18 protein-coding genes are annotated in these 24,437 nt (G+C 44.2%); 6 read left to right on the top strand and 12 right to left on the bottom strand.

Annotated elements, in window-relative coordinates; all coding sequences use genetic code 11:
• Positions 1-82: 82 nt before the first annotated feature.
• The 3 genes from MHI32_RS28895 to MHI32_RS28905 are packed head-to-tail and all read right to left on the bottom strand — an operon-like array spanning position 83 to position 3,635.
• Complete coding sequence (locus MHI32_RS28895; protein WP_076123981.1) at positions 83-1,180, bottom strand: Ger(x)C family spore germination protein; 1,098 nt, start codon at positions 1,178-1,180, stop codon at positions 83-85.
• Entirely contained in the window at positions 1,177-2,277 is a 1,101-nt protein-coding gene (locus MHI32_RS28900) for a GerAB/ArcD/ProY family transporter (RefSeq protein ID WP_076123983.1), read from the bottom strand. The genes MHI32_RS28895 and MHI32_RS28900 overlap by 4 nt, the downstream gene beginning before the upstream one ends.
• Positions 2,277-3,635, bottom strand: a complete 1,359-nt coding sequence (locus MHI32_RS28905; RefSeq protein ID WP_076123985.1) for a spore germination protein — start codon at positions 3,633-3,635, stop codon at positions 2,277-2,279. The genes MHI32_RS28900 and MHI32_RS28905 overlap by 1 nt, the downstream gene beginning before the upstream one ends.
• 159 nt (positions 3,636-3,794) lie before the next feature.
• On the opposite strand from MHI32_RS28905, the gene MHI32_RS28910 reads away from it, so the two are divergent.
• The 3 genes from MHI32_RS28910 (at position 3,795) to MHI32_RS28920 (ending at position 7,459) form a co-directional block, all read left to right on the top strand.
• Positions 3,795-5,342, top strand: a complete 1,548-nt coding sequence (locus MHI32_RS28910) for an FAD-dependent oxidoreductase (protein ID WP_340011535.1) — start codon at positions 3,795-3,797, stop codon at positions 5,340-5,342.
• Between the two features lie 148 nt (positions 5,343-5,490).
• Positions 5,491-6,210 (top strand): 3-ketoacyl-ACP reductase, encoded by a 720-nt coding sequence (locus MHI32_RS28915; protein WP_036681981.1) that lies wholly within the window; start codon positions 5,491-5,493, stop codon positions 6,208-6,210.
• Between the two features lie 937 nt (positions 6,211-7,147).
• A complete protein-coding gene (locus MHI32_RS28920; protein WP_340011537.1) occupies positions 7,148-7,459 on the top strand; it encodes an antibiotic biosynthesis monooxygenase in 312 nt (103 codons plus the stop codon).
• A 481-nt stretch (positions 7,460-7,940) separates the two neighbouring features.
• Here the strand turns inward: MHI32_RS28920 and MHI32_RS28925 are convergent, their stop codons facing one another.
• From MHI32_RS28925 to MHI32_RS28955, 7 genes are all read right to left on the bottom strand, one after another.
• Positions 7,941-10,166: an MMPL family transporter gene (locus MHI32_RS28925; RefSeq protein WP_076123989.1), complete on the bottom strand. Its 2,226-nt coding sequence runs from the start codon at positions 10,164-10,166 to the stop codon at positions 7,941-7,943.
• A 212-nt stretch (positions 10,167-10,378) separates the two neighbouring features.
• Positions 10,379-12,274, bottom strand: a complete 1,896-nt coding sequence (locus MHI32_RS28930) for an ABC transporter ATP-binding protein (RefSeq protein ID WP_076123991.1) — start codon at positions 12,272-12,274, stop codon at positions 10,379-10,381.
• Positions 12,271-14,031 carry an ABC transporter ATP-binding protein gene (locus MHI32_RS28935; RefSeq protein ID WP_076132622.1) on the bottom strand — a complete coding sequence of 587 codons (1,761 nt, stop codon included), beginning with the start codon at positions 14,029-14,031 and terminating at the stop codon, positions 12,271-12,273. The genes MHI32_RS28930 and MHI32_RS28935 overlap by 4 nt, the downstream gene beginning before the upstream one ends.
• Positions 14,024-14,470 (bottom strand): MarR family transcriptional regulator, encoded by a 447-nt coding sequence (locus tag MHI32_RS28940; protein ID WP_076124352.1) that lies wholly within the window; start codon positions 14,468-14,470, stop codon positions 14,024-14,026. The genes MHI32_RS28935 and MHI32_RS28940 overlap by 8 nt, the downstream gene beginning before the upstream one ends.
• A gap of 353 nt (positions 14,471-14,823) precedes the next feature.
• Positions 14,824-16,224 carry a DNA-binding protein gene (locus MHI32_RS28945; RefSeq protein ID WP_076123994.1) on the bottom strand — a complete coding sequence of 467 codons (1,401 nt, stop codon included), beginning with the start codon at positions 16,222-16,224 and terminating at the stop codon, positions 14,824-14,826.
• 164 nt (positions 16,225-16,388) lie between these two features.
• Complete coding sequence (locus tag MHI32_RS28950) at positions 16,389-16,658, bottom strand: aspartyl-phosphate phosphatase Spo0E family protein (RefSeq protein ID WP_076099698.1); 270 nt, start codon at positions 16,656-16,658, stop codon at positions 16,389-16,391.
• 114 nt (positions 16,659-16,772) lie between these two features.
• On the bottom strand, positions 16,773-17,702 hold the full coding sequence (locus MHI32_RS28955) for a LysR family transcriptional regulator (protein ID WP_340011539.1): 930 nt from the start codon (positions 17,700-17,702) through the stop codon (positions 16,773-16,775).
• Between the two features lie 111 nt (positions 17,703-17,813).
• On the opposite strand from MHI32_RS28955, the gene MHI32_RS28960 reads away from it, so the two are divergent.
• Positions 17,814-18,188: a CidA/LrgA family holin-like protein gene (locus MHI32_RS28960; RefSeq protein WP_076123997.1), complete on the top strand. Its 375-nt coding sequence runs from the start codon at positions 17,814-17,816 to the stop codon at positions 18,186-18,188.
• Positions 18,182-18,865: a CidB/LrgB family autolysis modulator gene (locus MHI32_RS28965; RefSeq protein ID WP_076123999.1), complete on the top strand. Its 684-nt coding sequence runs from the start codon at positions 18,182-18,184 to the stop codon at positions 18,863-18,865. The genes MHI32_RS28960 and MHI32_RS28965 overlap by 7 nt, the downstream gene beginning before the upstream one ends.
• A gap of 76 nt (positions 18,866-18,941) precedes the next feature.
• On the opposite strand, the gene MHI32_RS28970 is transcribed toward MHI32_RS28965, so the two are convergent.
• Together MHI32_RS28970 and MHI32_RS28975 are read right to left on the bottom strand one after the other, a co-directional pair.
• Entirely contained in the window at positions 18,942-19,910 is a 969-nt protein-coding gene (locus MHI32_RS28970) for a Gfo/Idh/MocA family oxidoreductase (protein ID WP_076219739.1), read from the bottom strand.
• 53 nt (positions 19,911-19,963) lie between these two features.
• Complete coding sequence (locus MHI32_RS28975; RefSeq protein WP_340011542.1) at positions 19,964-22,276, bottom strand: helicase C-terminal domain-containing protein; 2,313 nt, start codon at positions 22,274-22,276, stop codon at positions 19,964-19,966.
• Between the two features lie 282 nt (positions 22,277-22,558).
• Here MHI32_RS28975 and MHI32_RS28980 point away from each other — a divergent pair, with 282 nt between their 5' ends.
• On the top strand, positions 22,559-24,424 hold the full coding sequence (locus MHI32_RS28980; RefSeq protein WP_076124004.1) for an LTA synthase family protein: 1,866 nt from the start codon (positions 22,559-22,561) through the stop codon (positions 24,422-24,424).
• Positions 24,425-24,437: the final 13 nt, after the last annotated feature.

Genomic DNA, 24,437 nt, shown 5'->3' on the forward strand with positions numbered 1-24,437 from the left:
CCTCTAACTTATTTTTAGATCAAGTATAAATCTTGTGAATGGGAACGTCAATCCCATTTTTATCCACATGTTACTTTACAAGCTACCTAATCATTCCTGAATATTTAATGTTTACATCAGCCTTCACTTGGAAATCAAGTTTAGAATAGAGCTCCTTCCACACTTTCATTTCCGTATCGTTATTAAAATGCCTTGCTCCATAATGCAGCCCCCAACCCAAGGGATCTAAGCCACTGGCTTGTATTTTGGTCAGCAATGCTAAGATATCCGCTTCCAATTCCTTTTCCCCGGCTTCCTGGATCTTCTTCAACATGTGATGTGTCACCAGATCTGGGCTACTACTCTCTTCGAGAATACCTTTTATCTTAATATGATAACGAATAGTAGCTTTCCCTTGCTCTGGTGTTACGATTTTATAGTGCGAGGATGACCTCTCTGTGTAATATTGAAACATAATTCCCTCGGAATGGGCGGGTAAGTTAGTCCGCAGATTCGGGCGTGACAGCAGATTATATAGCCGGGTCTCATTTGGCGTAAGAACCATTTTGATTTTCTCATTATTCAGCAGAGCAATTTTATCAATTAAAAACTCCTTATCCCCTTTGGCCTCAATAATCGGCAGGATTGGATCAATCCCCTCCTCAAAGATATTTCTCATCAGCTGAAAGGAATACACACTAGAAATAAATGGAGACTCTGTGCCTTGTCCACTCATAGCCAGAATAAGAGAATTCGATGGGATCCGCTCCGATTCGGGTCTTACCTTCAGCACTTGAAGTGCTTCCGGACGCCCTATTGCAAAATTGACAATAAGCTGGATATCTCTACGTCGCACAGCCCAATCCATAACATGGAGAATATCTTCACGGGCAACCCCTTCCCCCAAAACAATTGATTTACAATGGGAGTAATCAAGCTCCTTTTCCACTCTGGATTTCATTCTACGAAGGGCTTCCGAAATGCTTGGAGACTCCTCAGTCAAGATTTGCATCTTCTCATCAATCTTAGTAACATCCCCCTGAGGGATGGCAAGCTTCAAGCTAATCTTAAAATTCCCTGCTTCTGTACCTTGGTCAACGCCGATCGCTAACACGAAAATCCGCAAATCAATCTCCTTGAAGTCACAACCGGGAAGAAGAAGGAGCAAGGTAATTCCAATTCCAGCAAGTACTCTTCTCATAGCTTCCCCCTCCTAGCTTTGCGATAACAATAAAACAATAGAGCGATGATGAACATCTCACCAAACCAGCGAATTTGCAGAAACCAGGCACCAAACATATTAAGTTGATACTGATCCTGCCCCATTAAGGAAAGAACCATCGCGCTAAACAAGCCTAGGATCCCCCACTCTTTCCAGCGCTCTGCTTTTGGGGACTGTTTTTTTGCAGATGAAAGAGCACCTTTAAAAAGCTCTAAACCTCCATGCCAATGAACGATTACACTCACCAGAGATAAACTTAAATAGGCAAAATAAAAAATAAACAGCATCCGTTCAATAATAAAGGATTCCATCCGAATACTGTCGGCCGTCGAGAACCATGTATACACATGTCTATCAATAGCAACGGTTCCGAAATAGCCGATGGGAACTAAAAAAGTCAAGAGTAATACGAAAAGACCCTCCACCCCTAAAATCCAGACATGCTTCAGCTTCAGCCCATGAAATACCCGATTAAATATGGCCAGGTTTAAGTAACCGCTAAACGAAAAGGTAGCCGCCGCAAGGCTCATTAGGTCCGGCTTATGCCAGAAGTATGTAGTGACCTGCAGAACAGAATCCCAATTAAAGTCCGGATTGGTCAATGCTTTTACGAGGCCATAAATAATTAAAGGTAAGGATACGCTGAGAATGATTTCAAGCCCATACAAGAGTGATAGAGAATCGAAGCGACAGCAGATGCAGACCAAGACTAAAAAACTGATCACAACCGTATAAGGACTCGAATCCGGACTGATAAACCGCAGCGTAATATCTACAAAAGAAAGCAATGTAACTCCCCCGGCCACACACCATAAGCCAGCAAAAAGGACCAGTAAGATTCTGGATAACTTCTTAGGAAGCAAAGAGTCAAATATTTCCGGAAACCCCTTGCCGGGGAATTTAGCAATCAGTACAGTAAATATATAGACAAACAAAGTGCCCAAAATCGTTCCGATTAGTATGGACATCAAAGCGCCACCAAAACGTCTGTCTATTAGTTCCCTTGGAACAAAATTAATGATGTTGATCAGGCTGTTCATCAGAAAAAGACAGTAGAAATAACGGCTTTTGGCCATCAATGCTCTCCACCCTTCTTCTTGCCGAGATTATCGAGAAAAAACAATCTGAAATAAGGTTGTCCGAAGGTACGCTGTTTGCATAAATACATTGCGAATCCCACGACACAGACTACTACCCCAACCAATCCTAAAAAAGCTGCGGCAATTAGAAAAATATACTTCAGCACTCGTATGGACAAGCTCATCATATTCAGCGGAATTAGAAAATTAGATATCGCAACAGCAGAAACCAATATGATCATGATATTTCCTACAAGTCCTGCTGCCGTCGCTGCCTGCCCCAAGATAAGCCCCCCTACCGTCGTGGCCGTTGGACCAATTGCCTTGGGGAGCCGTAAGCTCGCCTCAGTCAGAAACTCCATCATCATGAGCATTAAAAGCACTTCCACAAAAGAAGGATAAGGCACAGTCGCACGACTGCCCGCAATAAGCAAGGCAATCTGCACACGAATAATCTCTGGGTTATACGAGGTGAGTGTTACATAGAGCGCAGGCAGCCACAACGTCATGCACACACCGATAATCCGAAGCAGCTTTAGGAATCGCCCCACGATAGGAAATTGTATTTTATCATCCATGGATGTAAAGAAATCATTAAAAATAGAAGGCAGCACTATCGCATAACCGGTTGTATCCAGCACTATCGCTACTTTTCCTTCAGACAAATTAAACACCACTCTATCCGGTCTTTCGGTGATGATGGACTTAGGGAGTATTCTTAATTTGTCACTGCTTATAAACTTCTCAAGCTCTCCTGTAGCCTGCAAAATATCAACCTTTAGCGTTCCCATCTTCTCCCTTAATTCTTTTAAAACGTTATGGTCAACACGACTGTCATCGTATAAAATAGCTATCTTTGTTTTAGAGACATCGCCGATGACCATGGTCTCCATTTTGAGATTAGTCGATTGATAACGCCGCCGAATCATGTTCAAATTAATCGCTATATCCTCTGTCAGTGCATCTGACGGCCCCTGTGAAATACTTTCGGCAGACGTTTCACTAACACCGCTGCTCTCCGTACTCATAGCATCGAAGAAATATATCACATCTTTTATACCCAGAAGCACATAACCACTGAGCAAAAGGTCGATCGCCTTCTCTCTCGTAGTCGCCTCTTCAGTGCCCGGATAAGTCATAATGTAATCCTGATAAGCGCTAATACTCTCCATTTCATAAAACGGCGCAATCACGTGGCGGCTGAGTGTCTGCGCATCTGTAACACTTTTGATATATAGCAGGTTGATTTGCCCAAAAGGGGCAACGCTTGTTTTATCGATTAAATCCGCGAACCCGTTCAGCTGATCTTTGATCCATTCCAGAGAAATATTGTCCTTATCCTGTTGAACTGACATGGAACATCATCCCTCCTATTTATCCTTTACGTCCCAGTTTCCACCTTATTTTGGCACTGTTTCTCTGAATTCATGCACAGCACGATGGAATGGGAAGTTTCTTTTCACAGGACTGTGGTAATAAATGAGATGAAGATTGTAAAGATGGAGGGATAATAGATGGACCCAAACCGTAAAATAACGCAAAGTCTTCCACAATTTCCGGAATCATTATGGAGAGATACCACGGATTTACCGGCTTTTCCAAAGCTGGCTGAAGATATTTCTACAGATGTGGCAGTGGTAGGCGGTGGAATTACAGGCATTACAACAGCCTATCTCCTCAGCAACGCAGGCTACAAAGTCACACTCTTAGAAGCTGGAGAAATTCTGAGTGGCACTACGGGTTTTACCAGTGCAAAAATCTCAGCACAGCACGGGTTAATCTATCATCATTTGATAAAGCATTTTGGGCAGGAGCAAGCCCGGCTCTATTATCGCTCGAACAGCGAGGCTATGAATTGGATCCAGAATACGGCTGAGGAACTTGAAGTATCCTGCGGCATGAAACATGAGGCGGCTTTTCTGTACGCGGATGCTGAAGATCATAAAACGCTTAAACAACTGGAGGAAGAGTATAAAGCCTATGAACAATTGGGTCTGCCCGGAGAATGGCTAGATAACGTCTCTATCCCTCTGATGGCGAGTGGTGCCATTAAATTACCAGGACAAGCCCGCTTTCACCCGCTGCAATATCTGAAGGGGCTACTGAAGGTCATTCAGGATAAAGGTGGCGTAATCTATGAGCATACGATGATGGCGGATAAGGTGGAGAAGAACGATAAGCTTACGCTTTTTACTGAAAAGGACGAGCATCGGATCACCTGCCGCTACGCCGTTTCAGCTTCTCATTTCCCATTCTACGATGGAGGAGCACTATATTTCTCGCGGCTGCATGCTGAACGTTCCTACTGTCTGGCGATCCAGCCTGAAACGGATTTTGAGGGTGGAATGTATCTAAGTGCAAGCGAACCCACCCGTTCTCTTCGTGCAGTAGAGTGGGAAGGCAGGAATCTGGTCATTGTCGGGGGAGACAACCATAAGACAGGCCAGGGCATCTGTACGATAGGACATTATGAGAATTTGGAGCTATTCGCAGGAAATCTGCTCGGCATCAAAACAATCCCTTACCGCTGGGCAGCACAGGATTTAATCACCCTAGACAGAGTGCCCTACATCGGCAAGATTTCGGACAACGAAGAGATTTATATCGCCACAGGTTTTGGAAAATGGGGCATGACAAGCGGTACGCTGGCCGCACAGATTATCTCGGATCAGATTCAGCGCAAAGATAATCCGTATACCGAATTGTACGATCCGTCCCGCTTCAAAGCTGGCACCAGTCTAAAAAACTTCATCTTGCAAAATGCCAATGTGGCAAAAGAGCTCGTGGCGGGCAAAGTGGAAATCGTCCATAAAAAGACAACTGATTTGGAAGCTGACGAAGGAGCCGTTGTGTTCCATGATGGCAAACGTGTGGGAGCTTATAAGGATACAGAAGGTAAACTTCATCTGGTGGATAGAACCTGTACCCATATGGGCTGTGAATGCGAATGGAACAACGGGGATCGTTCTTGGGATTGCCCTTGCCATGGTTCCCGCTTCTCCTACGATGGCGAGGTTTTAGAGGGCCCAGCTTCGGTACCGCTGACGAAACTCCATGAATAATACCTTTCATGAAAAGGCAGTTCGGCTTCATGAAAATTTGCAGACCATTTTCTAAGGGGCGATTGTAATTGCCCTACAGCATTCAGGTATAATAAGACTTGAATGAAGCAGCTGCTTCAAAAAAGTTTGAAGGAGAGTGACGATAGAGATGGATTTGAGAGGAAAGAGTGTTGTAATTACTGGTGCAGGCAAAGGGATCGGAAAAGCCTTGGCTATGGCACTGGCTAAGGAAGGTGCTAATTTAGGCCTGATCTCCAGAACTTCAGGTGATCTCGAAGCGTTAAAATCAGCCTTAACGGAAGTATATGACGTTAAAGTCAGCATTGCCGTGGCCGATATCGCCGTACGCGAAGAAGCTGAACGTGCTGTTGCTTCCCTGCAAAATGAGCTTGGAGCATTTGATGCATTAATCAACAATGCCGGGATCGCAAAATTCGGCACTTTAGTAGAAATGGATCCTGCAGACTGGGAGCGCCACATCCAAGTTAATCTTTACGGTACTTATTACGTAACTCGTGCTGCACTGCCTGCGATGATTGAGAAAAATGGCGGAAATATCATCAATATTTCATCCACAGCCGGAGAACGCGGCTTCGCGACAGGCTCTGCTTATTGCGCGTCCAAGTTCGCTCTCATGGGCATGACCGAAGCCCTCGCACAAGAAGTGCGCAAACACAATATTCGCGTCGTAGCCTTGACTCCAAGCACCGTCAACACTGGCCTAGCTTCCAATGCTGGACTTAAAATCGGTGACGAAGACCGCATGATGCAACCTGAAGATGTTGCTGAATTGGCACTGACAGCTTTGAAGCTGCCGGATCGCGTCTTCCTAAAAACAGCAGGACTATGGACCACCAATCCGCAATAAAATCGCGCTGGACGCGGGGGGAGCCGGGTGATCTGGGGTGATTGCATTTTGTGCAATAGAATCGCTCTAGACGAGGGTGAGGCCTTGGGTGATTGCACGTGGTGCGGGATAACGCTTCAGGATTGCTCTACTGCGTTTTCTAATTGCACTTTGTGCAATTGAATCCCTCTAGTTAAGGGCGAAACCTTGGGTGATTGCACTTTGTGCAATCAGTTTAGTGGCTCCCCTCCTTTTTAGGCGATTTGGGCTTGATTCTATTGTACAGAATGCAACAGACTGCCTTATTCAGATAACATTCAGGCTATTCTGTTGCACATTCTGCAATGTAACTTCATTTGGGGGCTTTATTAGGGAACTGGGACTGGAATTAGGTGCTAGCTGTAATGGTGGTTTTGAGTAAAAACTTTGGAGTTGGGTTGGCACTTTGGCTTAGAGTAACATTACGGTTGAGGTGGCACTTTAATTGCAGTAGTTACTTTAACGTGCAGCAGTTACTTCAACTTGCAATAGCCACTTTACTTGCAGTAGACACTTTGATTTTCCGCAGGTACCTGAGTTTGCACAATACTTAACGTTTAAATAGATAATAGTTGCACTTTGTACATCTATTCAGCGCAATTAGAGTAGAAATCATACTTTAATTGCACTCTATACAGTTAAAAGAAGGCTAATCTCGGCGATTCACCAGATTCGCACAAATTAGTTGCAGAGAATACACTTATTCGATCGTTTCTGGTGTGACGGATAATTTAAGTGTACAAAGTGCAATTAAACGCCCGCACTCTTGTGTCTTGTGGGATGGTCTTTTATTTTGTAAGTTGAAAATCACGATGTTACCTTGAGATATTGGCTAATTTTCGAGGTTCCCATGTCATATTATTTCGATTCACAATGTCCTGAAAAATATACTAACTTTCTGATCGGAGGTTTATCTATCATGCTGGTAGTAACTAATACTATTAAAGTAAAAGAAGGCCATGGCGAAGCTATTGCTCAACGTTTCGGAGGAAATAATGGTGTGCAGGATATGCCAGGGTTTGTACGTATGGAGGTTTGGCGTGGAAATGCCAAAGAAGGTGTCGAGGAATTAAAAATCTGCACCGTATGGGAGAATGAGGATGCATTCAAAGGCTGGACCTCCAGCGAGTCCTTCCGTCAGTCGCACCGTGGTGCTGGTGGTAATGACGCAATCCTGGGTGCTTCCATCGATAAATATGAACTAATGATCAGCCGCATGCCCAGTAACTAAGGATTTGGACCACCCAAACAGAGCAGTAGCTAGATTGAACCAGCAGTGTGTACGGAATGGTAGCCCGATAAGTACAGTTAACTAATTGACTATTACTGCTAGGTAACCGGTGATACGAGCTAATTAACTATTATTGATGCAGCCACCTAATTGTCTTTTACCACTGGGTTAACCAATGGAGCCACCTAATTGTCTTTTACCACTGGGCTAGCCAATGCAGCACGCTAATTGTCTTCTACCACTGGGCTAAGAGAATCAGCCGCTAATTAACACAGTTATCACTTCTAAATGCTAATTGCTACAGTAAAAACTTAGAGTAATTATCGTCCAGCTGACTGATTGATTAGCCTAATAGATACTGTTCAGTTAGTTGGTACAAGCAGCGCTATTATCCAGCGATGTCCTGTGCCCAAGCCTAAAACAAACAGGGATGTCCGGAGCCAATATGGCTCTGAGACATCCCTGTTTGTTTATAAACTCATTATTTACTTACATCTGGCTGAGGGGTCTCCACCTCTTGATGTTTACCCGGCCAGAACGACCAACGGCCAAAGAGCGTTGTAATAGCTGGTACAAGGAACGGCCGAACCACGAAGGTATCCAGCAGAACACCAAGAGCGGTGATGATACCGAACTGCACAAGCACCTGAATCGGCAAGCTTGCCAATACAGCAAATGTACCTGCCAGAATGAGGCCGGCAGAGGTAATTACCGAGCTGGTCTCATTCACTCCTTCCGCGATAGCCTGCTTAAGCGGCATGGTTTTACGCTTTTTCCAGATATTCGAGATCATGAAGATGTTGTAGTCTTCTCCAAGTGCCACCAAGAAAACAAAGGAATACAGTGGGATCGCTCCCTGAATAGCATCTGCTCCCATCACATAGTGAATGATAATCCAGCCTAAGCCAAGCGCTGAGAAAAAGGAGAGAATAACGGTGCCGACCAGATAGATGGTGGCCACTATTGAACGCAGATATATCAACAACAGTACGGTGATCATTCCGATGACTACGGGGATAATCAGATCGGTGTCCCGATCCCCAATCTCTTTAGTGTCGTGCTGTGTCGCCGTCTGTCCGCTTACCCACACGTGATCCGCAGGGTTCGCAACGTCTACATCGATTAATGCCTGCTCTGCGGTATCAAGAAGGGTGGGAATATGCCCCATCGCTTCTAGTGAGTAAGGATTGCTTTTAAATTCAATATCAAAACCAACAATATCTTTGTTTACTGCCCCCTGCTGCGGATCGGAAACCGTGTCCACATAGGTGAGTCCGCCAAGAATGACCTTTAGATCCTCTCCGCTTGCTTTTCCTTGGGTATCAATAATCAGCTTCGCTGGAGCCAATTCTCCGGGAGAGAACTGTTTGCCAATAAGGTCGAAACCTTCGCGGGACTCCATATTTTTAGGAAAAGAGGATAGGATATCATAGGTAAATTTGATGCCACTGGAGAATGAAGCCAGAATCCCCAGTCCGATAACGGTCACACCCACGATAGCCCATGGCCGGGTTACTACCAAGCCGCCAATACCCTTTTTACGGGAAACCTTGAGTTCAGGAACAGGTTTGCCTTTAGCCTTAGCCCGTTCTACCTCCATTTGCGGTGTGCGCGGAATGAATGGGAAGAACGAGGTCCGTCCGAAGATTGCCAGCAGTGCTGGTACGAGAGTTAGACTGGCAATTCCCATGATGAAGATAGACACGCTAAATGGAACGGCAAATCGATGATAAGCTCCATACTTAGCCAGCAATAACGCAAACAGCGCGAGCACGACGGTGAAGCCACTCATAGCAATGGCGCCTGAAGATTCGGTAATGGAGCGAAGAAGCGCACGACTCTTACTCTCTTCTACCTTCAATAACTGCCGGAACCGTGAGATCAGGAACAGGCAATAGTCCGTACCAGCTCCGAATAGCAAAACAGTCATAATCGAGACAGCCTGTGAATCCACTGTGATCCAGCCTTCTTGCGCCATTTTTCCAAGAATCGGACTAGTTACACCATAAGCGAATCCAACCGCAATAAGTGGAATAAAAGCCAAGATCGGTGAACGATAAATCACCAATAAGAACACCAGCACAAGCATAACCGTAGCAATTAACAAGGAAACGTCTGCGTTCTGAAACAGGCCTGAAGCATCTATAGAGATGCCCACTGGACCCGTAACACGTAAACTCAGGTCTTTTCCATCTACCTTAGCCGCGGAGGGGTCTCCACCCGTCTCTGTGTTTATGATCTTCTTCATTTCTGTCACAGCTTCACCGAGCTGATCACTATCTGCCGTTTTATCAAAAAGCACCGGGGTTACCAGCGTGCTAAGATCCTCAGATAACGAGGCTTGTAATGCCTGTGGCGGCAGTTGTCCTAATGGGGGAACAAAATTCTGATGGGGCAATGGTTGCTGCTCCAACTTCTTGTACACAGCAGTGATATGTACTAAATCATCTTGTGAAAGCCCACCTTCTCTATGCCATACGAGCAGCGCCGGCACTCCACTTCCACTAGGGAATTCTTGCTCTGCAATAGCTGCTGCCTGTACCGATTGTGAATCATCTGGGAGGTTAGGCGCATTATTAGCAACCTGAGAATTCACTGCAGGCCATAACAGGGTAAGTGCACCTACAAGCACTATCCATACGAGAAGAGTAATCCACTTCGTCTTTTTTCCTGCCACCCATTTTCCGTAGCCTGACATTCCCTTCATCCTCTCCTTTACCTTGCAGCCTTAAAAATGAGCCGCGGGTCATTTTTTATTCTATCATATATATGCTTTAATTTTTAATCAAACTTTTTTTATTTTTCAGAAAAATTAAAACACATCATCACATATAAAATACCCCTCTCTTCACATAAAAAATCAGCAACATGTGAAAAGAGGGGTTTATGGGTTATCTATACTTTTTTCTTCACTTCAATTTAGCCTACGTCCAAATCTCCTTCAGAGAACTGACTGTTATAGAGATCCGCATAGAATCCGCCTTGGGCCAGCAGTTCTTCGTGGTTGCCTTTCTCGATTACACTACCTTGATTCATGACAAGGATGAGATCCGCATCACGAATCGTCGAGAGACGATGGGCAATAACGAAGCTGGTTCTGTTTTGCATCAGCGCATTCATCGCTTTTTGAATCAGCAATTCAGTCCGTGTATCGACACTGCTCGTGGCTTCATCAAGAATAAGGATCGATGGATCGGCCAGAATAGCGCGAGCAATAGTAATCAACTGCTTCTGTCCTTGTGAAATATTAGAAGCTTCTTCATTTAACACCGTATTGTAGCCAAGCGGAAGTGTGCGGATAAAGTGATCGGCATGCGCAGCTTTGGCAGCCCGCACCACATCAGCTTCAGATGCACCTTCACGACCGTAAGCAATGTTGTCACGAATCGTACCGTTAAAGAGCCAGGTATCCTGAAGCACCATACCAAACTTGCTACGTAGGTCACTCCGTTTCATGTCGGTAATGTTGACGCCATCAATGATAATTTCCCCGTCGTTAAGCTCGTAGAAGCGCATCAGCAGGTTAATCAAAGTGGTTTTACCAGCACCAGTAGGACCGACAATCGCTATAGTCTGACCTGGACTAACCTCAATATTCATGTCCTCAATCAGAATAGCATCCTCTTTATAGCCGAATTTCACATGACGGAACTCAACGGAACCTTCCGGAGCACCTTCATCAAGCTTCACAAGTGTAGTATTAACTTCCTTAACTTCCTCTTCTTCATCCAGAAGTTCAAATACACGTTCTGCGGAAGCAATGGTGGATTGAATAATGTTAGCAATATTAGCCGTTTGTGCAATCGGCTGGGTGAACTGACGTGAATATTGAATGAAGGCTTGAATATCCCCGACATCAATCATTTTTTTAGTAACAAAAATACCACCCACAACACAGATAAGCACATAACCCAAGTTACCGATAAACATCATAAGCGGCATAATCATACCTGACATAAATTGAGACCGCCAGCCAGAATCATAAAGCTTATCATTTATTTCATCAAAATCTTTAAGCGACTGCGGTTCGCGGCCGAAAGCTTTAATAATCCGGTGCCCCGTATACATTTCCTCTACATGACCATTCAACTGGCCAAGCGATTTCTGCTGTCTCACAAAATAAGTCTGCGAACGTTTAGAGATCGCCATAATCACAATAAAGCTGAGTGGCAACGTAGTAATCGTGATTAACGTCAGCCATGGGCTGATGGTAAGCATCATCACAATAACACCAATAATAGTGACGATTGAGGTAATCAGCTGCGTTAAACTTTGCTGCAACGTGGTACTGATGTTATCTACGTCATTCGTAGCACGGCTAAGAATTTCCCCGTGTGTACGGGAGTCAAAATATTTTAAAGGTAAACGCTCCAGCTTACTGTTGATCTGCTCACGCATGTCATAAACTACCTTCTGCGCTACACCCGCCATTACATATTGCTGAATGTAACTAAACAAAGCACTAAGCAGATACAATCCCGCGAGCAGGATCAGAATATCATTAATATATCCAAAATCAATGGAGGCACCCTCTACACCCATCAGTTTGCCGTAAGCACCTTCGAACAGTTTGGTTGTAGCTTTACCCATAACTTTTGGACTGAAGATACTGAACACCGTACTGGCAATCGCCATAATTAGTACAATAATCAATTGAACCATACGCGGGCGCAAGTATTTGATTAGGCGACGAAGTGTACCTTTAAAATCTTTAGCTTTTTCTGCCGGCATCCTCATTCCAGGACCACCCGGTCCACCCGGTCCTTTATGGCCGCGGGGAGCTGCAGGTTTATGTTCTCTGTTTTGTTCGCTCATGCTATTTCCTCCTCTGACAGCTGCGAGGATACGATCTCGCGGTACACATCACTGCTCTCGAGCAGTTCACGGTGAGTGCCCATTCCAGCAATTTCACCCTCATCAATTACAATAATCCGGTCCGCATCCATAACGGTGCTAACCCGTTGAGCTACGATCAATACGGTGGATTCCGTAGTTTCAGCTTTGAGAGCCGCGCGAAGTTTGGCATCTGTCTTGAAATCAAGAGCTGAGAAGCTATCGTCAAACAGATAAACCTCAGGTTTTCTCACAAGCGCCCGAGCAATGGACAACCGCTGTTTCTGACCACCTGAGACGTTATTCCCGCCCTGAGCAATTTCTGAGTCAAACCCATCCTTCATCGCGGATACGAAATCGTAGGCTTGAGCCACCTTAGATGCATGAATGATTTCTTCATCCGTAGCATCCTCTTTACCGTAGCGGATGTTCTCATTAATCGTACCCGAGAACAATACTGCTTTTTGTGGGATGTAACCGATTTTGCTCCGCAGCTCTTCCTGTGTCATCTCACGTACATCCACTCCGTCTACGCGTACAGCACCTTCATTAACATCATAGAATCTTGGAATCAGGCTAAGCAGTGTAGATTTACCCGATCCGGTACCCCCGATAATTGCGGTAACTTCACCCGGACGAGCACTAAAGCTAATTTTCGAAAGTGCAGGCTGTTCTGCCCCTGGATAGGAAAAAGATACATTCTCAAACTCAACAAAACCACGCAAAGAATCGCGTCCGTCTTTTTTAGTAGCTTGAGCTGTTGTATGCAGTTCACTCTCAGTAGGATCTGTAAATTCAGGCTGCATATCCAGTACCTCATTGATACGCACGGCTGAAGCTGAAGCACGCGGAATTAACACGAACATCATCGATACCATAATCAGAGAGAACATAATTTGCATTGCATATTGGATAAATGCCATCAGGGACCCAACTTGCAAGTCGCCATCACCAATTCGGATTCCACCAAAATAAAGAATAGCAATCATAGAAAAGTTCATTACAATCATCATCAGCGGCATCAGGCCGGCCATAATTTTATTGACCTTGATAGCTGTATCCGTAAGATCACGGTTAGCTTCGGTGAAACGTCTATTCTCATGATCAATCCGGTTAAAAGAACGAATAACACGAATACCTGTCAGATGCTCACGCAGCACCAGGTTTAATTTATCAAGCTTAATCTGAATGGCTTTAAACAGTGGCAGACCCTTCATCCCAATAAAGAAGATCGCCCCTACAAGTACAGGAATAACGACTACAAAAATCAATGATAATTTAGCATCTTCAGATACTGCCATGATGATACCACCAATCATCATCATCGGTGCTCCGATCATCATGCGCAACATCATAGTAAGTACCGTTTGAACTTGTGTAATATCATTTGTTGTACGTGTAATCAAGGAAGCTGTACCCAGCTTATCGAATTCATGCAGCGTAAAATTTTCTACATGGTTAAATACTCGTGCACGGGTGAGCTTACCAAACCCAGCTGCTACTTTTGCCGATAAGTAACTGGCAATTACCGAACATAAAGCACCGCCACCTGCAACCAGGAGCATGAAACTACCTATTTTCCAAATATAAGCGCGATCTCCTTGAACAATCCCTTTGTCGACGATGTCGGACATCAGAGTAGGAAGGTATAAATCGCCCATGGACTGCAAAAATACAAGGATTAATACAGCACCAATAGCTACCCTAAAAGGCTTCAGTTGTTTAAATAATTTAATCAAGCTTCTCATCTCCGTTCATTTGTAGCCTATCCCAATCAGGTGGTGGATTATCCTCAACGTATTCGTGTACCTTAAGCAATAGCTCTGTGAGCTGTTTAGTGTCTTTTTCGCCTAAGTGTTGTACAAGCTTATCTAGCATCACATCACGATAATGTTCTGCTTTTCGTGTGAGTTCTTTTCCACTTTCCGTTAATTTCACGCGTACAACTCTTCGATCCGAAGGATCCGCGCGTCTTTCCACCATCTGTTTCGCTTCAAGACTGTTAATCAGCTGCGTGATGGTAGGAGGAGTGAATCCAAGTAGTCGGCTGATTTCAGACACCTTGAGACCCTCTTCATCAGAATGATTCCATTTTTCAATGCATATCATTAAAGTCATCTCACTTGGCTTGTGGCCCTCAACGCCCTTTTGCCATTGAGCTTTGTGCAGGCGTTTCATCGCCGCAAAAAGCCCGTGTGCGACTGAATTTTCAGTATTTTCTGTATTTCCTCCGTTTATCCCAATTTCCTTCACCTCTATTTTAGTTAGGTCAACTAATTATTAAACACTATATTATTTAGGCTACCTAATTATATTTTCGCCAGATTGCTTTGTCAAATTATGAATACGCTATCAATTATTACGAAAAAGAAAACTCCCCAGCACGAGTGCAAGGGAGTAGTTATCGGTTTATGTATTGCTCTGTATTTTAAGGATTGAATAGATGTTTTCACCCTTAGAACCAAGCTCCGTGCTCATAGGTTGTAATGCCTCCATTACTTCCAGAGCCCACAGGTCCAATGATAATGAAGCTAAACAATGCTAACACGCTTACCATCATCAACAGTGATTTTTTCATTTTTTCTCACCCCCTTTACTAGTTCTCTATATTTATCCTGTTGAGAAGCAGTAGCGTAATCCCTGCTCGTCTCAAATAAGGTTATACAATTAATGAAATCTTTTCCGTTGTTTTGCTTTATAGATAACTCCAAAGATTTCAGAAGATAATCTACACCTGTGCTATAACATTGCTTATTTATTTCATAGATTGCTACTTGATAGTACAAACGAAATACGCGATCTACATTATTAGGCTCCTGGAACCCTTCAAACCTCAACATTTCTCGTGAGAATCGTGTAAGTACACTGTCAGCAGAGAACCCGTAACGATTAGCAGCATCCATAATAGTTATAAGTCCAGCTAAGATTTCACCTGGGTGATCTGCTAAAAAGGCCGCGTAGGAAGATAGAACATCCACATTACCCATCAACAACTCAATTGTGAAACCATTGCCCATTGCGAATAACCGAAATTGTTCTACCGCCTGACGACCTTCTTCGTTCATCATTTCAAACCAGCCAAGATCTGCGTAGCCTGCAGTATACTTTTTGGCTTCTTCATATTTACCTTGCTTGGTCAGCGAAATCGCTTTAAGCAAATACCCATGACCGTAATAAACCACTAATGGACGTTCCGTATGAAGAACTTCCTTACGTTTATCCACATTACTTCGCAGTTGCTCGCGGTAAACAGCATTAGCCAGCGTTCTTAGCTCATCAGCGAACGACTCCATTTTATTCCATCGACGAAGATCGAAACATAACTGTGTCAAAGTTAAGAGACCATCCAATTGCATATTTTCTGGTAGACGATTCCTGAAAGGTTCAAAAGTAATAACTGCATGTAACTTCTCGTCTGAATCGACGATGGATAAAATGGCTCTAAAAATACGATAATGACTTATTGCGAGCCGCTCCGAGTAACTGTCGGACTCATTCTCAGCTACAACTTTATAAAAAAATATCGATTCATCTATTTTACCTTTTTTAAACAATTTATCAGCTACCGAATAAACGATATCCAGAGACTTCGGATATTCCAGTAATCTGCTTAAAGTGTCCTCAATACAAGGCTGTTTGCCCAATTCAGCACAACGAATCAAAAAAGGCTCCACTCTACGGCGTGAGACCTTCTCATCATTGAAGCATTCATCAACATATAGAGGATATAACCAACCTTCTGGAAAACCAAAGGCTTTTATAATTGCATCTACTTGTCCCAAGGACATAGGCTTCGGCGGATTTCCATGCAGAATTGCACTGAGGCTGCCTCGATTCAGGCCACAAATTTTTGAAAATGAGGCGAGATTATGGCCGGAGCGGGACAAATTTTTCTCAATTTCTGAGCGTATAGTTGTTAACTTTCCCTCCACTCGGCACCCCCAAAGTTTGACTTGAAAAGATTCTATTAATTGACATTATAGGTGAAAGTTATGGATTGTACAACAAATAGATTGTACGACAAATAGAGGAGCCTAATACGCTCCTCTAGATCAGTAACATCTTCATAGTATTATATTTCTATGTTGTCGGTAGTTTAGCTAACAGTGATGGCGGTTTTGGAACTTCTACTATAGGATGTAATGCCGGCTTTCCGGTTGCGCAAATTTTCCATCATCTTATTTTGTGCCAGCAAAATATAGCTGTCTAATCGCTCACTGAGCTCTAGAACAGCACGGTCACTAAGACTGCGTTGCTCTGCAACCTCCAGCAATTCACATCTAAGACTCTCTATAGTTACAAGTAGCTCATCTTCTTTATAATCTTTTCTATGATTATTCTTGGAGGAATTTGGATTTTGTGTCACATCTCTCTCCTTCTCTCTATCAACATCTTCTCCTATCATAAGTCATGATACCAAAAAACATATTTTCAAAAAAAAGAAAAATTGTAGAGCTTCTAACAAAAACGGAATTACTACTTATTCAGAGTCCTCCACAAGTTCGTCAGGGAGCTCATTTGGATACTGTTCTCGCAAAAGTCCCTTTGCAAAAGCAATCCATTCGCGTGCCGCAAAAGATAAATAACGGTCTCTACGCCACGCCATAGCAAGCTGCCACGGAATTACCGGATCCGTCAAAGGCACAACGACCAATCGTGAACGATCCATATCCCGGCAAATGGTTTCTGGCAGCAATGCGATTCCCATTCCGGCAGCCACCATACGGCTAATTAAGTCCCATTGGGAGCTCTCATAGATAACCTTAGGCTGAAATCCCGCCTTCACACATTCCGTAATAATCCGATCATGCAGCGTAAAATCCTCCCGGAACAGCACAAACTCCTCTTCGGCTAGTTCACTTAACGGAACAAGGTCTGCCTCGGCCAATCTATGTCCAACAGGTAAAATAAGATTCAGCTTCTCTTCAACAAAGGTGAAGCAATGAAGTTTGGCTGTATTTACAGGCAGCACAACCATTCCGATATCCAGCAAGCCCGTTTCTACATCTTCCTCCACTTTTTTCGCGCCATCCTCATGCAGACGAATAGTAACCTGCGGATAACGTTTATGAAATTGACCAATCACCGAAGGAAAAAAGCTCGCTCCTACCATTGGAGGCAGACCGATGCGGATGTGGCCCTGCTCCAAATTTCGTAAGCTATCCAGCTCAGAAGACAAGCTGGCGAACGACTCCACGATATTTTGCGCTTTGGTGAACAGAATTTCCCCCGCATCTGTAAGCCGGACACTTTTCCCTTCACGGTAAAACAAATCAGCCTCCAGCTCGATCTCCATATTCCGGATCATTTTACTGATCGTAGGTTGTGAAATATATAAGGATTCGGCAGCCCGAGTAAAGCTTTTCATTCGTGCTGCTTGGACGAAATATTCTAATTGTCGGATATCCATTTTCCAACCTCCGATCCATAGACAAAAGGAATGTCATTTATTCAATCTATTCATTTTACCTATGAAAACAATTGATGTAAACTTTCATTATCATGAAAGGAGCGAAGCCTTATGAAAAAGATTGTTATAGGCTTGCTGCAGGTAGCGGGACTCACCCTATTCTCATTACTAATCAATGCTGTAACCCCATTTTTGCATATCCCTATTCCCGGAAGCATACTCGGAATGATTATATTGTTTCTTCTGCTTGAGTTTGGTGTCATTCATCTGAATTGGGTTGAAGTTGGTGCTTCTTGGCTACTGGCTGAGCTCTTGCTGTTCTTTATTCCATCTGCTATCGGCGTAATGAAATACGCCAATATTCTGGAAACTGATGGTTTACGTATCCTCGCGGTGGTCATTTTGGGTACGATTGTTGTAATGGCCAGTTCCGGATTACTTACCAGTAGAATTTACAAAGCAAAGGAGCGGAAAGGATCATGTTAAACGCTCTATTATTCTTCGGTCTTACGGTTGCTGTATATCTACTGGCGAAACGCATTTATGCTTCTAGTGGCAAAGTGTACACCTCTCCATTGATCATTACACCCGTGCTTATGATTATCTTCTTACTCATCACAGGCATTACTTATGATTCTTACAATGCGGGAGGCAAATGGCTGACGGATTTGCTGCAACCGGCAACTATGGCCTTTGCAATCCCTTTGCATAAAAACTTCAAGGTGCTCAAAAAGCACGCCGCCGAAATTGCGGCAGGCGTGCTGTCAGGGACGATAACAGCGGTGATCTCTTCCATTCTGCTCGCCAAATGGCTGCATGTCAGCGGCGATCTGGCAGCCAGTCTGGTTCCACGTTCGGTGACTACACCGATCGCTATGAGCATCTCGCAAAGTATCGGCGGTGTACCGAGTATTACTGCAGTCTTCGTCATCATTACCGGGATACTCGGTACAATGATGGGCCCTACAGTACTCCGCATCTTCCGCATTGACAATGAAATCGCGCGTGGTGTATCGCTGGGAACCGCTGCGCATGGTACAGGAACATCCAAGGCCTTCGAGCTTAGTTCACTGACCGGAACCATCTCCAGTATTGCGATGATTCTGTCCGCGCTGTTATCCATAGGTGTGGCGCCAGCTTTACTCGCAATATTCCTCCACTAGGCTAACCCAGCTTGAGCCAAGGACACGTCTCTTTAGCACATCTAAGGCGGCATGTCCTTTTTTTAAGAATCCAAACTTAGAATTTAACCGGAAGTCCACTTTGTGCGGACTCGTAAGCCGCACAAGTTACTTTAAGCGTCTTGAATCCATCCTCATAGTCACTGAGAATACGCGAACGATCTCCTGTCCGTACAGCATACAGAAAAGCTTCACTTTCCACTAAATATGGATTTCCTGTGTTTTCAAATTCGGTGCTATTGCCACTTCGCACTTCCAAGAGACGATCCGGGTTCCAGTCCAGCAATCCCCGATCATTATAGAAACTAAGACCTACACTTCCTACCGGATCAGGCAGCACACATGTATTTGAAATATTAGCTATGATTCCATTCTCAAGCTTCAGAGATACGGTACCTACATCGGCTACACTCACACCTTCATGCTGCTCATGCATAATTCGATTTCCGAACATGCCGTATACTTCTTTTACCTCTCCTGCCAGATAACGCACCAAATCGACGATATGAGTGGTCTGCTCGGTGAACTGTCCTCCGGATTGCTCCTGATCACGCCACCAAGCTACGCCCGGCATGCCGCCCATCCACTGGCCCATGACCATACCGATCTTGTCACCACGTAGTGTTTCCTTGAGCCTATTAACATTCTCTTGATAGCGGAAATGGTAGCCTACCGAGGTCAATAAATTATGTTCTTTAATATCTTGCAGCAAGCTGGCAGGAATTTCAGTAGTCATACTAAGCGGCTTCTCTATAAAAAAAGGAATATCCCTCTTGATTAATGAACGTTCAATCGCACCATGAGATTGTGGAGGCACACAGATATAAACAGCATCAAGCTTCTCCGCATCCAACATCTCTGTAATATCACCATATCCAGCAGCTCCATATGGACGTGCCATATCTTCGCCTTTGGCTTTACTGCTTCCACAGACTGCCTGCAACTGGACATCAGCCATCCCCGCCAGCAAATCAGCATGTACCTTAGAGAACCAACCTGTACCCACAATACCCACTTTTATTGTCATATTATTTCCTCCTGCCGATTGATTATGAATACCCTTTCGTAGATTATAACCTCTTATGAGCGTATAAGATAATCTCTCCATTCTTCGGGAAGCAAATGCATATATGGACTCTGCAAAAAACGGTCATCCGCCAACACGATAATGCCCGTATCCGTCTCGCTGCGAATCAACCTGCCTCCGGCTTGGAGTACCTTACACATTCCCGGATAGACATAGGCATAATCAAAGCCATTTTTTCCTCTGGCATTAAAATATTGACGCAGCAGATTGCGTTCAAGACCAAGCTGTGGCAGGCCAACGCCAACAACCATAACCCCATTGAGGCGATCCCCTGGCAGATCCACACCTTCTGAAAAAATCCCTCCAAGTACAGCAAATCCCAATAACGTCTCGTCATTATCTGGACTAAATGCGGCTAAAAAACTTTCTCTAGCTTGCTCGCTCATGCCAGTATCCTGCATCAATGTCCGGATTTCAGGGTAATACTCCGTAAAGGCCTGATATACGTTTTGCAAATAGAGGTACGAAGGAAAAAACACCAGATAGTTGCCCTTTTTAGAGACCATTTGGCTCAGTGCTTTAGTCAACGGAACTAGGGAGGCTTCCCGGTCATGATAACGTGTGGAGACAGGTAAGACGGTTACTTCCCACTGCTCTTTCTGAAAAGGGGAAGACACGGTTAAACTGTAATCTTCCTCCGCTGCACCAATCATATCCCGGTAGTAAGATAATGGAGAAAGTGTAGCTGAGAACAGGATCTGACTGCGAAAGCTCTTGGACATCTGCCGTAGCAGATGCGAGGGATCCAAATTGAATAGCTTGAGATAGACATCCCCTCTACGAACCTCCGCATAGGTAATGTAGCGTTCATCATAGGTCTTAAAGGTGCGGAGCATGCCCTGAACTGCAAAATAGGTATCCAAGAGGACATTTTCCCCTTCTCCTTCCCCATTCAGTGAGACAATACTGGAGCTCGGGTGAATAAGCTCCTGTTCCGCCTCCAAAGAAAATATCTCAAGCAAAGCCGGCAGCTCCTCCGGGAACGAGTCCCACTGCCCTTGCCCCTCTTCATTGCAAATTTTGCGAAGGGAGATGAAAAAAGCATTCACCGATTTAGCGGCTGTACTCAAATTCCGGTTCATTTCTTTATATTGGCGCTGGATTTCCAGGAAAGGGGCTTTCAGCAAAGAGGCGGAGAACATTTCCCGTCCCCGGCCTACCAGATTATGTGCTTCATCTACTAGAAGTACCGTTTCTCTCTTTCTTTCCTCTGTTAGCCGTTTCAGACTGATGCGAGGATCATATATATAATTGTAATCGCAGATCACAGCATCACAGGCATAGGCTGCATCCAACGAGAACTCAAATGGGCACACTTTGTGTTTGTGAGCATACAGTGCAAGGGTGTCTCTGCTCATCAGCGTCTCATGCTCTAACAGATCCATTAATGCCTCGTTGATCCGGTCATAATAACCATCCGTATAAGGACAGGAATCCTTACCACATATCCCCTCTTCGCGAAAACAAGCCTTCTCTTTAGCGGTAAGTGTGATGACATGCAGCTGAAGACCCTGCGTTAGCAACAGCGAGATGGCTTCCTGCGCGGCAAAACGGGTAACCGTCTTTGCCGTTAAATAGAACAATCCTTTAGCTTGTCCTTCGCCCATCGCTTTAAGGACAGGGAACAACGTCGACATTGTTTTCCCGATACCTGTGGGGGCTTGAGCGAACAGACTGACCTTTTCCACGACGGACTTGTATACAGCTCCTGCAAAATGACGTTGTCCCTTTCGATAAGAGGAGAACGGAAAGCTCAACTCCCGAAGACTCTGCTCCTTCTTAGCATCATGACGAACCATCATCTCAGCGTATGGAGCATATCTAGCCACTGTGTCATTCACAAATGAAATCAGTTCTTCAAAAGACAACGTTCGGTACAAGCTTTTTTGCTCATCAGTAGCCCGGTGGACATAGGTAAGCTTAACCTGAATAGAAGAAAGCTCTTGCTCCAGAGCCACCATATATGCGTACATCAGCGCCTGTGCCCAATGAACCTCATGTCCTTCATCCAGTAAATCCAGCAGTCCGGAGGTTGATTTGATTTCTTCGACCGTAAAGCTCCCATCCTCCGAGACAAGCAATCCATCACAACGCCCATCTACAACATAAAGCAGGTTTCCATAAGGAATCTCCGTTTTCAAATAAACCTCCTTGCGGTCACCTTCCTTATATTGCTTTTGGATCTTCTGATGAATTCTTGTGCCTTCGACCATAGCGCCCGTTCCATGAAAGCCAGGTTCAATGCTTCCGCTGCGAAAAACATATTCAACGAGAGTTCTAACTGATAAAGCTACTGTAGAGCTCATCCAGCATCACCTCCTTTTATTATCCATATATCCTTTTTGTTCCCAATTGCCATTTTAGTCCTGAATTCGTTGTATAACCCTGCATGAGAGCAGGAGCGTCAGCTTCAACCCTTTGTGTTCAACTTTACGCGCTCCACTAAGCTTATACTTAGGTTCTCGATTTTTGACATTCTATAGCTAGCCCTGCATAATAAATTTTATTACTATGGAATTATTTTGTCTGGGCGCTGTTTCTTCCTAGCCGGGAAATGGCGTTTTATCATGTAGAAAGAAGGCGAAGCTGTGTCATCCTTTAACTTTAAACAGTGGATCGTTAAACCTTTTGTGTTTTTCACAATAATTTTTATTCTAAAAGCTTTCTTGGCATGGGGCGTAATCTTTGACGATATATTGCCCTGGAAATCATTATTAACTGAAATCCCCTTTGCTTGGGCGCTCTTCTGTATCATTGAACGTTTTGGTTCCAAGCGCAAGCTCGGATATTACATGACCGTAAATTTATTAGTGACAGCCATTTTCTTCGCAGCCATTATGTATTTTAAATATTACGGTGTTATTGTGACTTACCATGCAGCGGAGCAGGTGAATCAAGTCACCGCCGTCAGCAACAGCGTATTCTCACTAATGGATCCATACTACCTGCTGATTTTTACAGACATCATTATTCTTGGCGTCTACTTCTTCTTTAATAAAAAAGGCCGGGTCTATAAGAAAGAGAATATCAACCACCGCCGTGGCGGAAAACTTAAGTATAGTGTTCTGTTTGCAGTCTCACTTGCTTTATGTTTGTTCAACATCTTGCCTAATAAGGCCAGTATGAACGAAATTAAGAAAGCTCAAGAAATGGGAATTCTTAATTATGAAGCTTATACGATCTTCGCTAAAGAAGAGCCTGAGCTAGTCGATTCAAGTGACATTACACAGGATGCCATCAACAAATTGAAGGGGATTAATACTGCGGCTAGTTCTCCACTTCAAGGCATCGCTAAAGGCAAGAACCTTATTATTCTTCAAATGGAATCTTTCCAGAATTTCTTGCTGGGACTTAAATTAGACGGTCAAGAAATTACACCGAACCTGAACAAGGTAATGAAGGACAGTCTTTACTTCCCTAATTTCTATCAAATGGTTGGCCAAGGGAATACGTCGGATGCAGAGTTCGTAGTTAACACTTCCTTCTACATCCCTCCACGTGGAGCGGCAACGATGTCTTATGTGGATAAGGTACTTCCAAGTCTGCCACGCGTGCTTAAAGAAAATGGATATCAGACAGCAACCTTCCACACCAATGTCGTAGAATTCTGGAACCGCGGCGAGCTGTATGACTCCCTCGGCTTCGATCATTATTATGACCGCAAATTTTTTGGTGAAGATGATGTCTTCTTCTTTGGAGCTTCTGATGATACGCTCTACAGTAAGACAGCCGATAAACTAAAAGAAATGGACCAACAGGAGCAGCCTTTTTACGCTCAAGTCATTTCAATGTCAGCGCATCACCCTTTTACTATTCCGGAAGAAAAATACCGCATGAAGCTGCCGGAGCGTTATGAAGGTACTTTTGTTGGTGACTATATCCGTTCCCAGAACTATGCGGATGATGCTTTTGGACATTTTGTAGAAGAGCTAAAAGCAAATGGTGTCTGGGACAATAGTGTAATCATGATTTATGGAGATCATATGGGATTGCCGATTTATTCCCTCGATCATGATGATAAAGAATTGATGACTGAAATCTATGGTCATGAATACAGTTATGCGGATATGATGAACATCCCTCTGCTTATTCATGCAGGTGCTGGCGTAGCATCGCAGACCATTGACGAAGTAGGCGGGGAAGTAGATATCATGCCAACCGCAGCCAGTCTGCTTGGGATTTCATTAGAGAATAACGTATATTTTGGTCAAGATCTACTCAGTCAGACTTATAATTTGCTGCCAGAACGATATTATTTACCTTCTGGTTCATTCATTGCCAGCTCAGGATTGCTTATTCCTGGTAACAGCTTTGAAGACAACACTCAGTACTCTATTTATAACAATGGAACAACGCCGAGTGCCACTGAAGACGAATATAACCGTGCCTTGAGGCTTTTACAGCTTTCCCACAGCTATATCACTCAGTTGCCTGACAAACAACCTAAACAATAAATTACAGGGCGTA

It is taken from the genome of Paenibacillus sp. FSL H7-0690, assembly GCF_037980415.1.
GTDB classification, from domain to species: domain Bacteria; phylum Bacillota; class Bacilli; order Paenibacillales; family Paenibacillaceae; genus Paenibacillus_AQ; species Paenibacillus_AQ odorifer.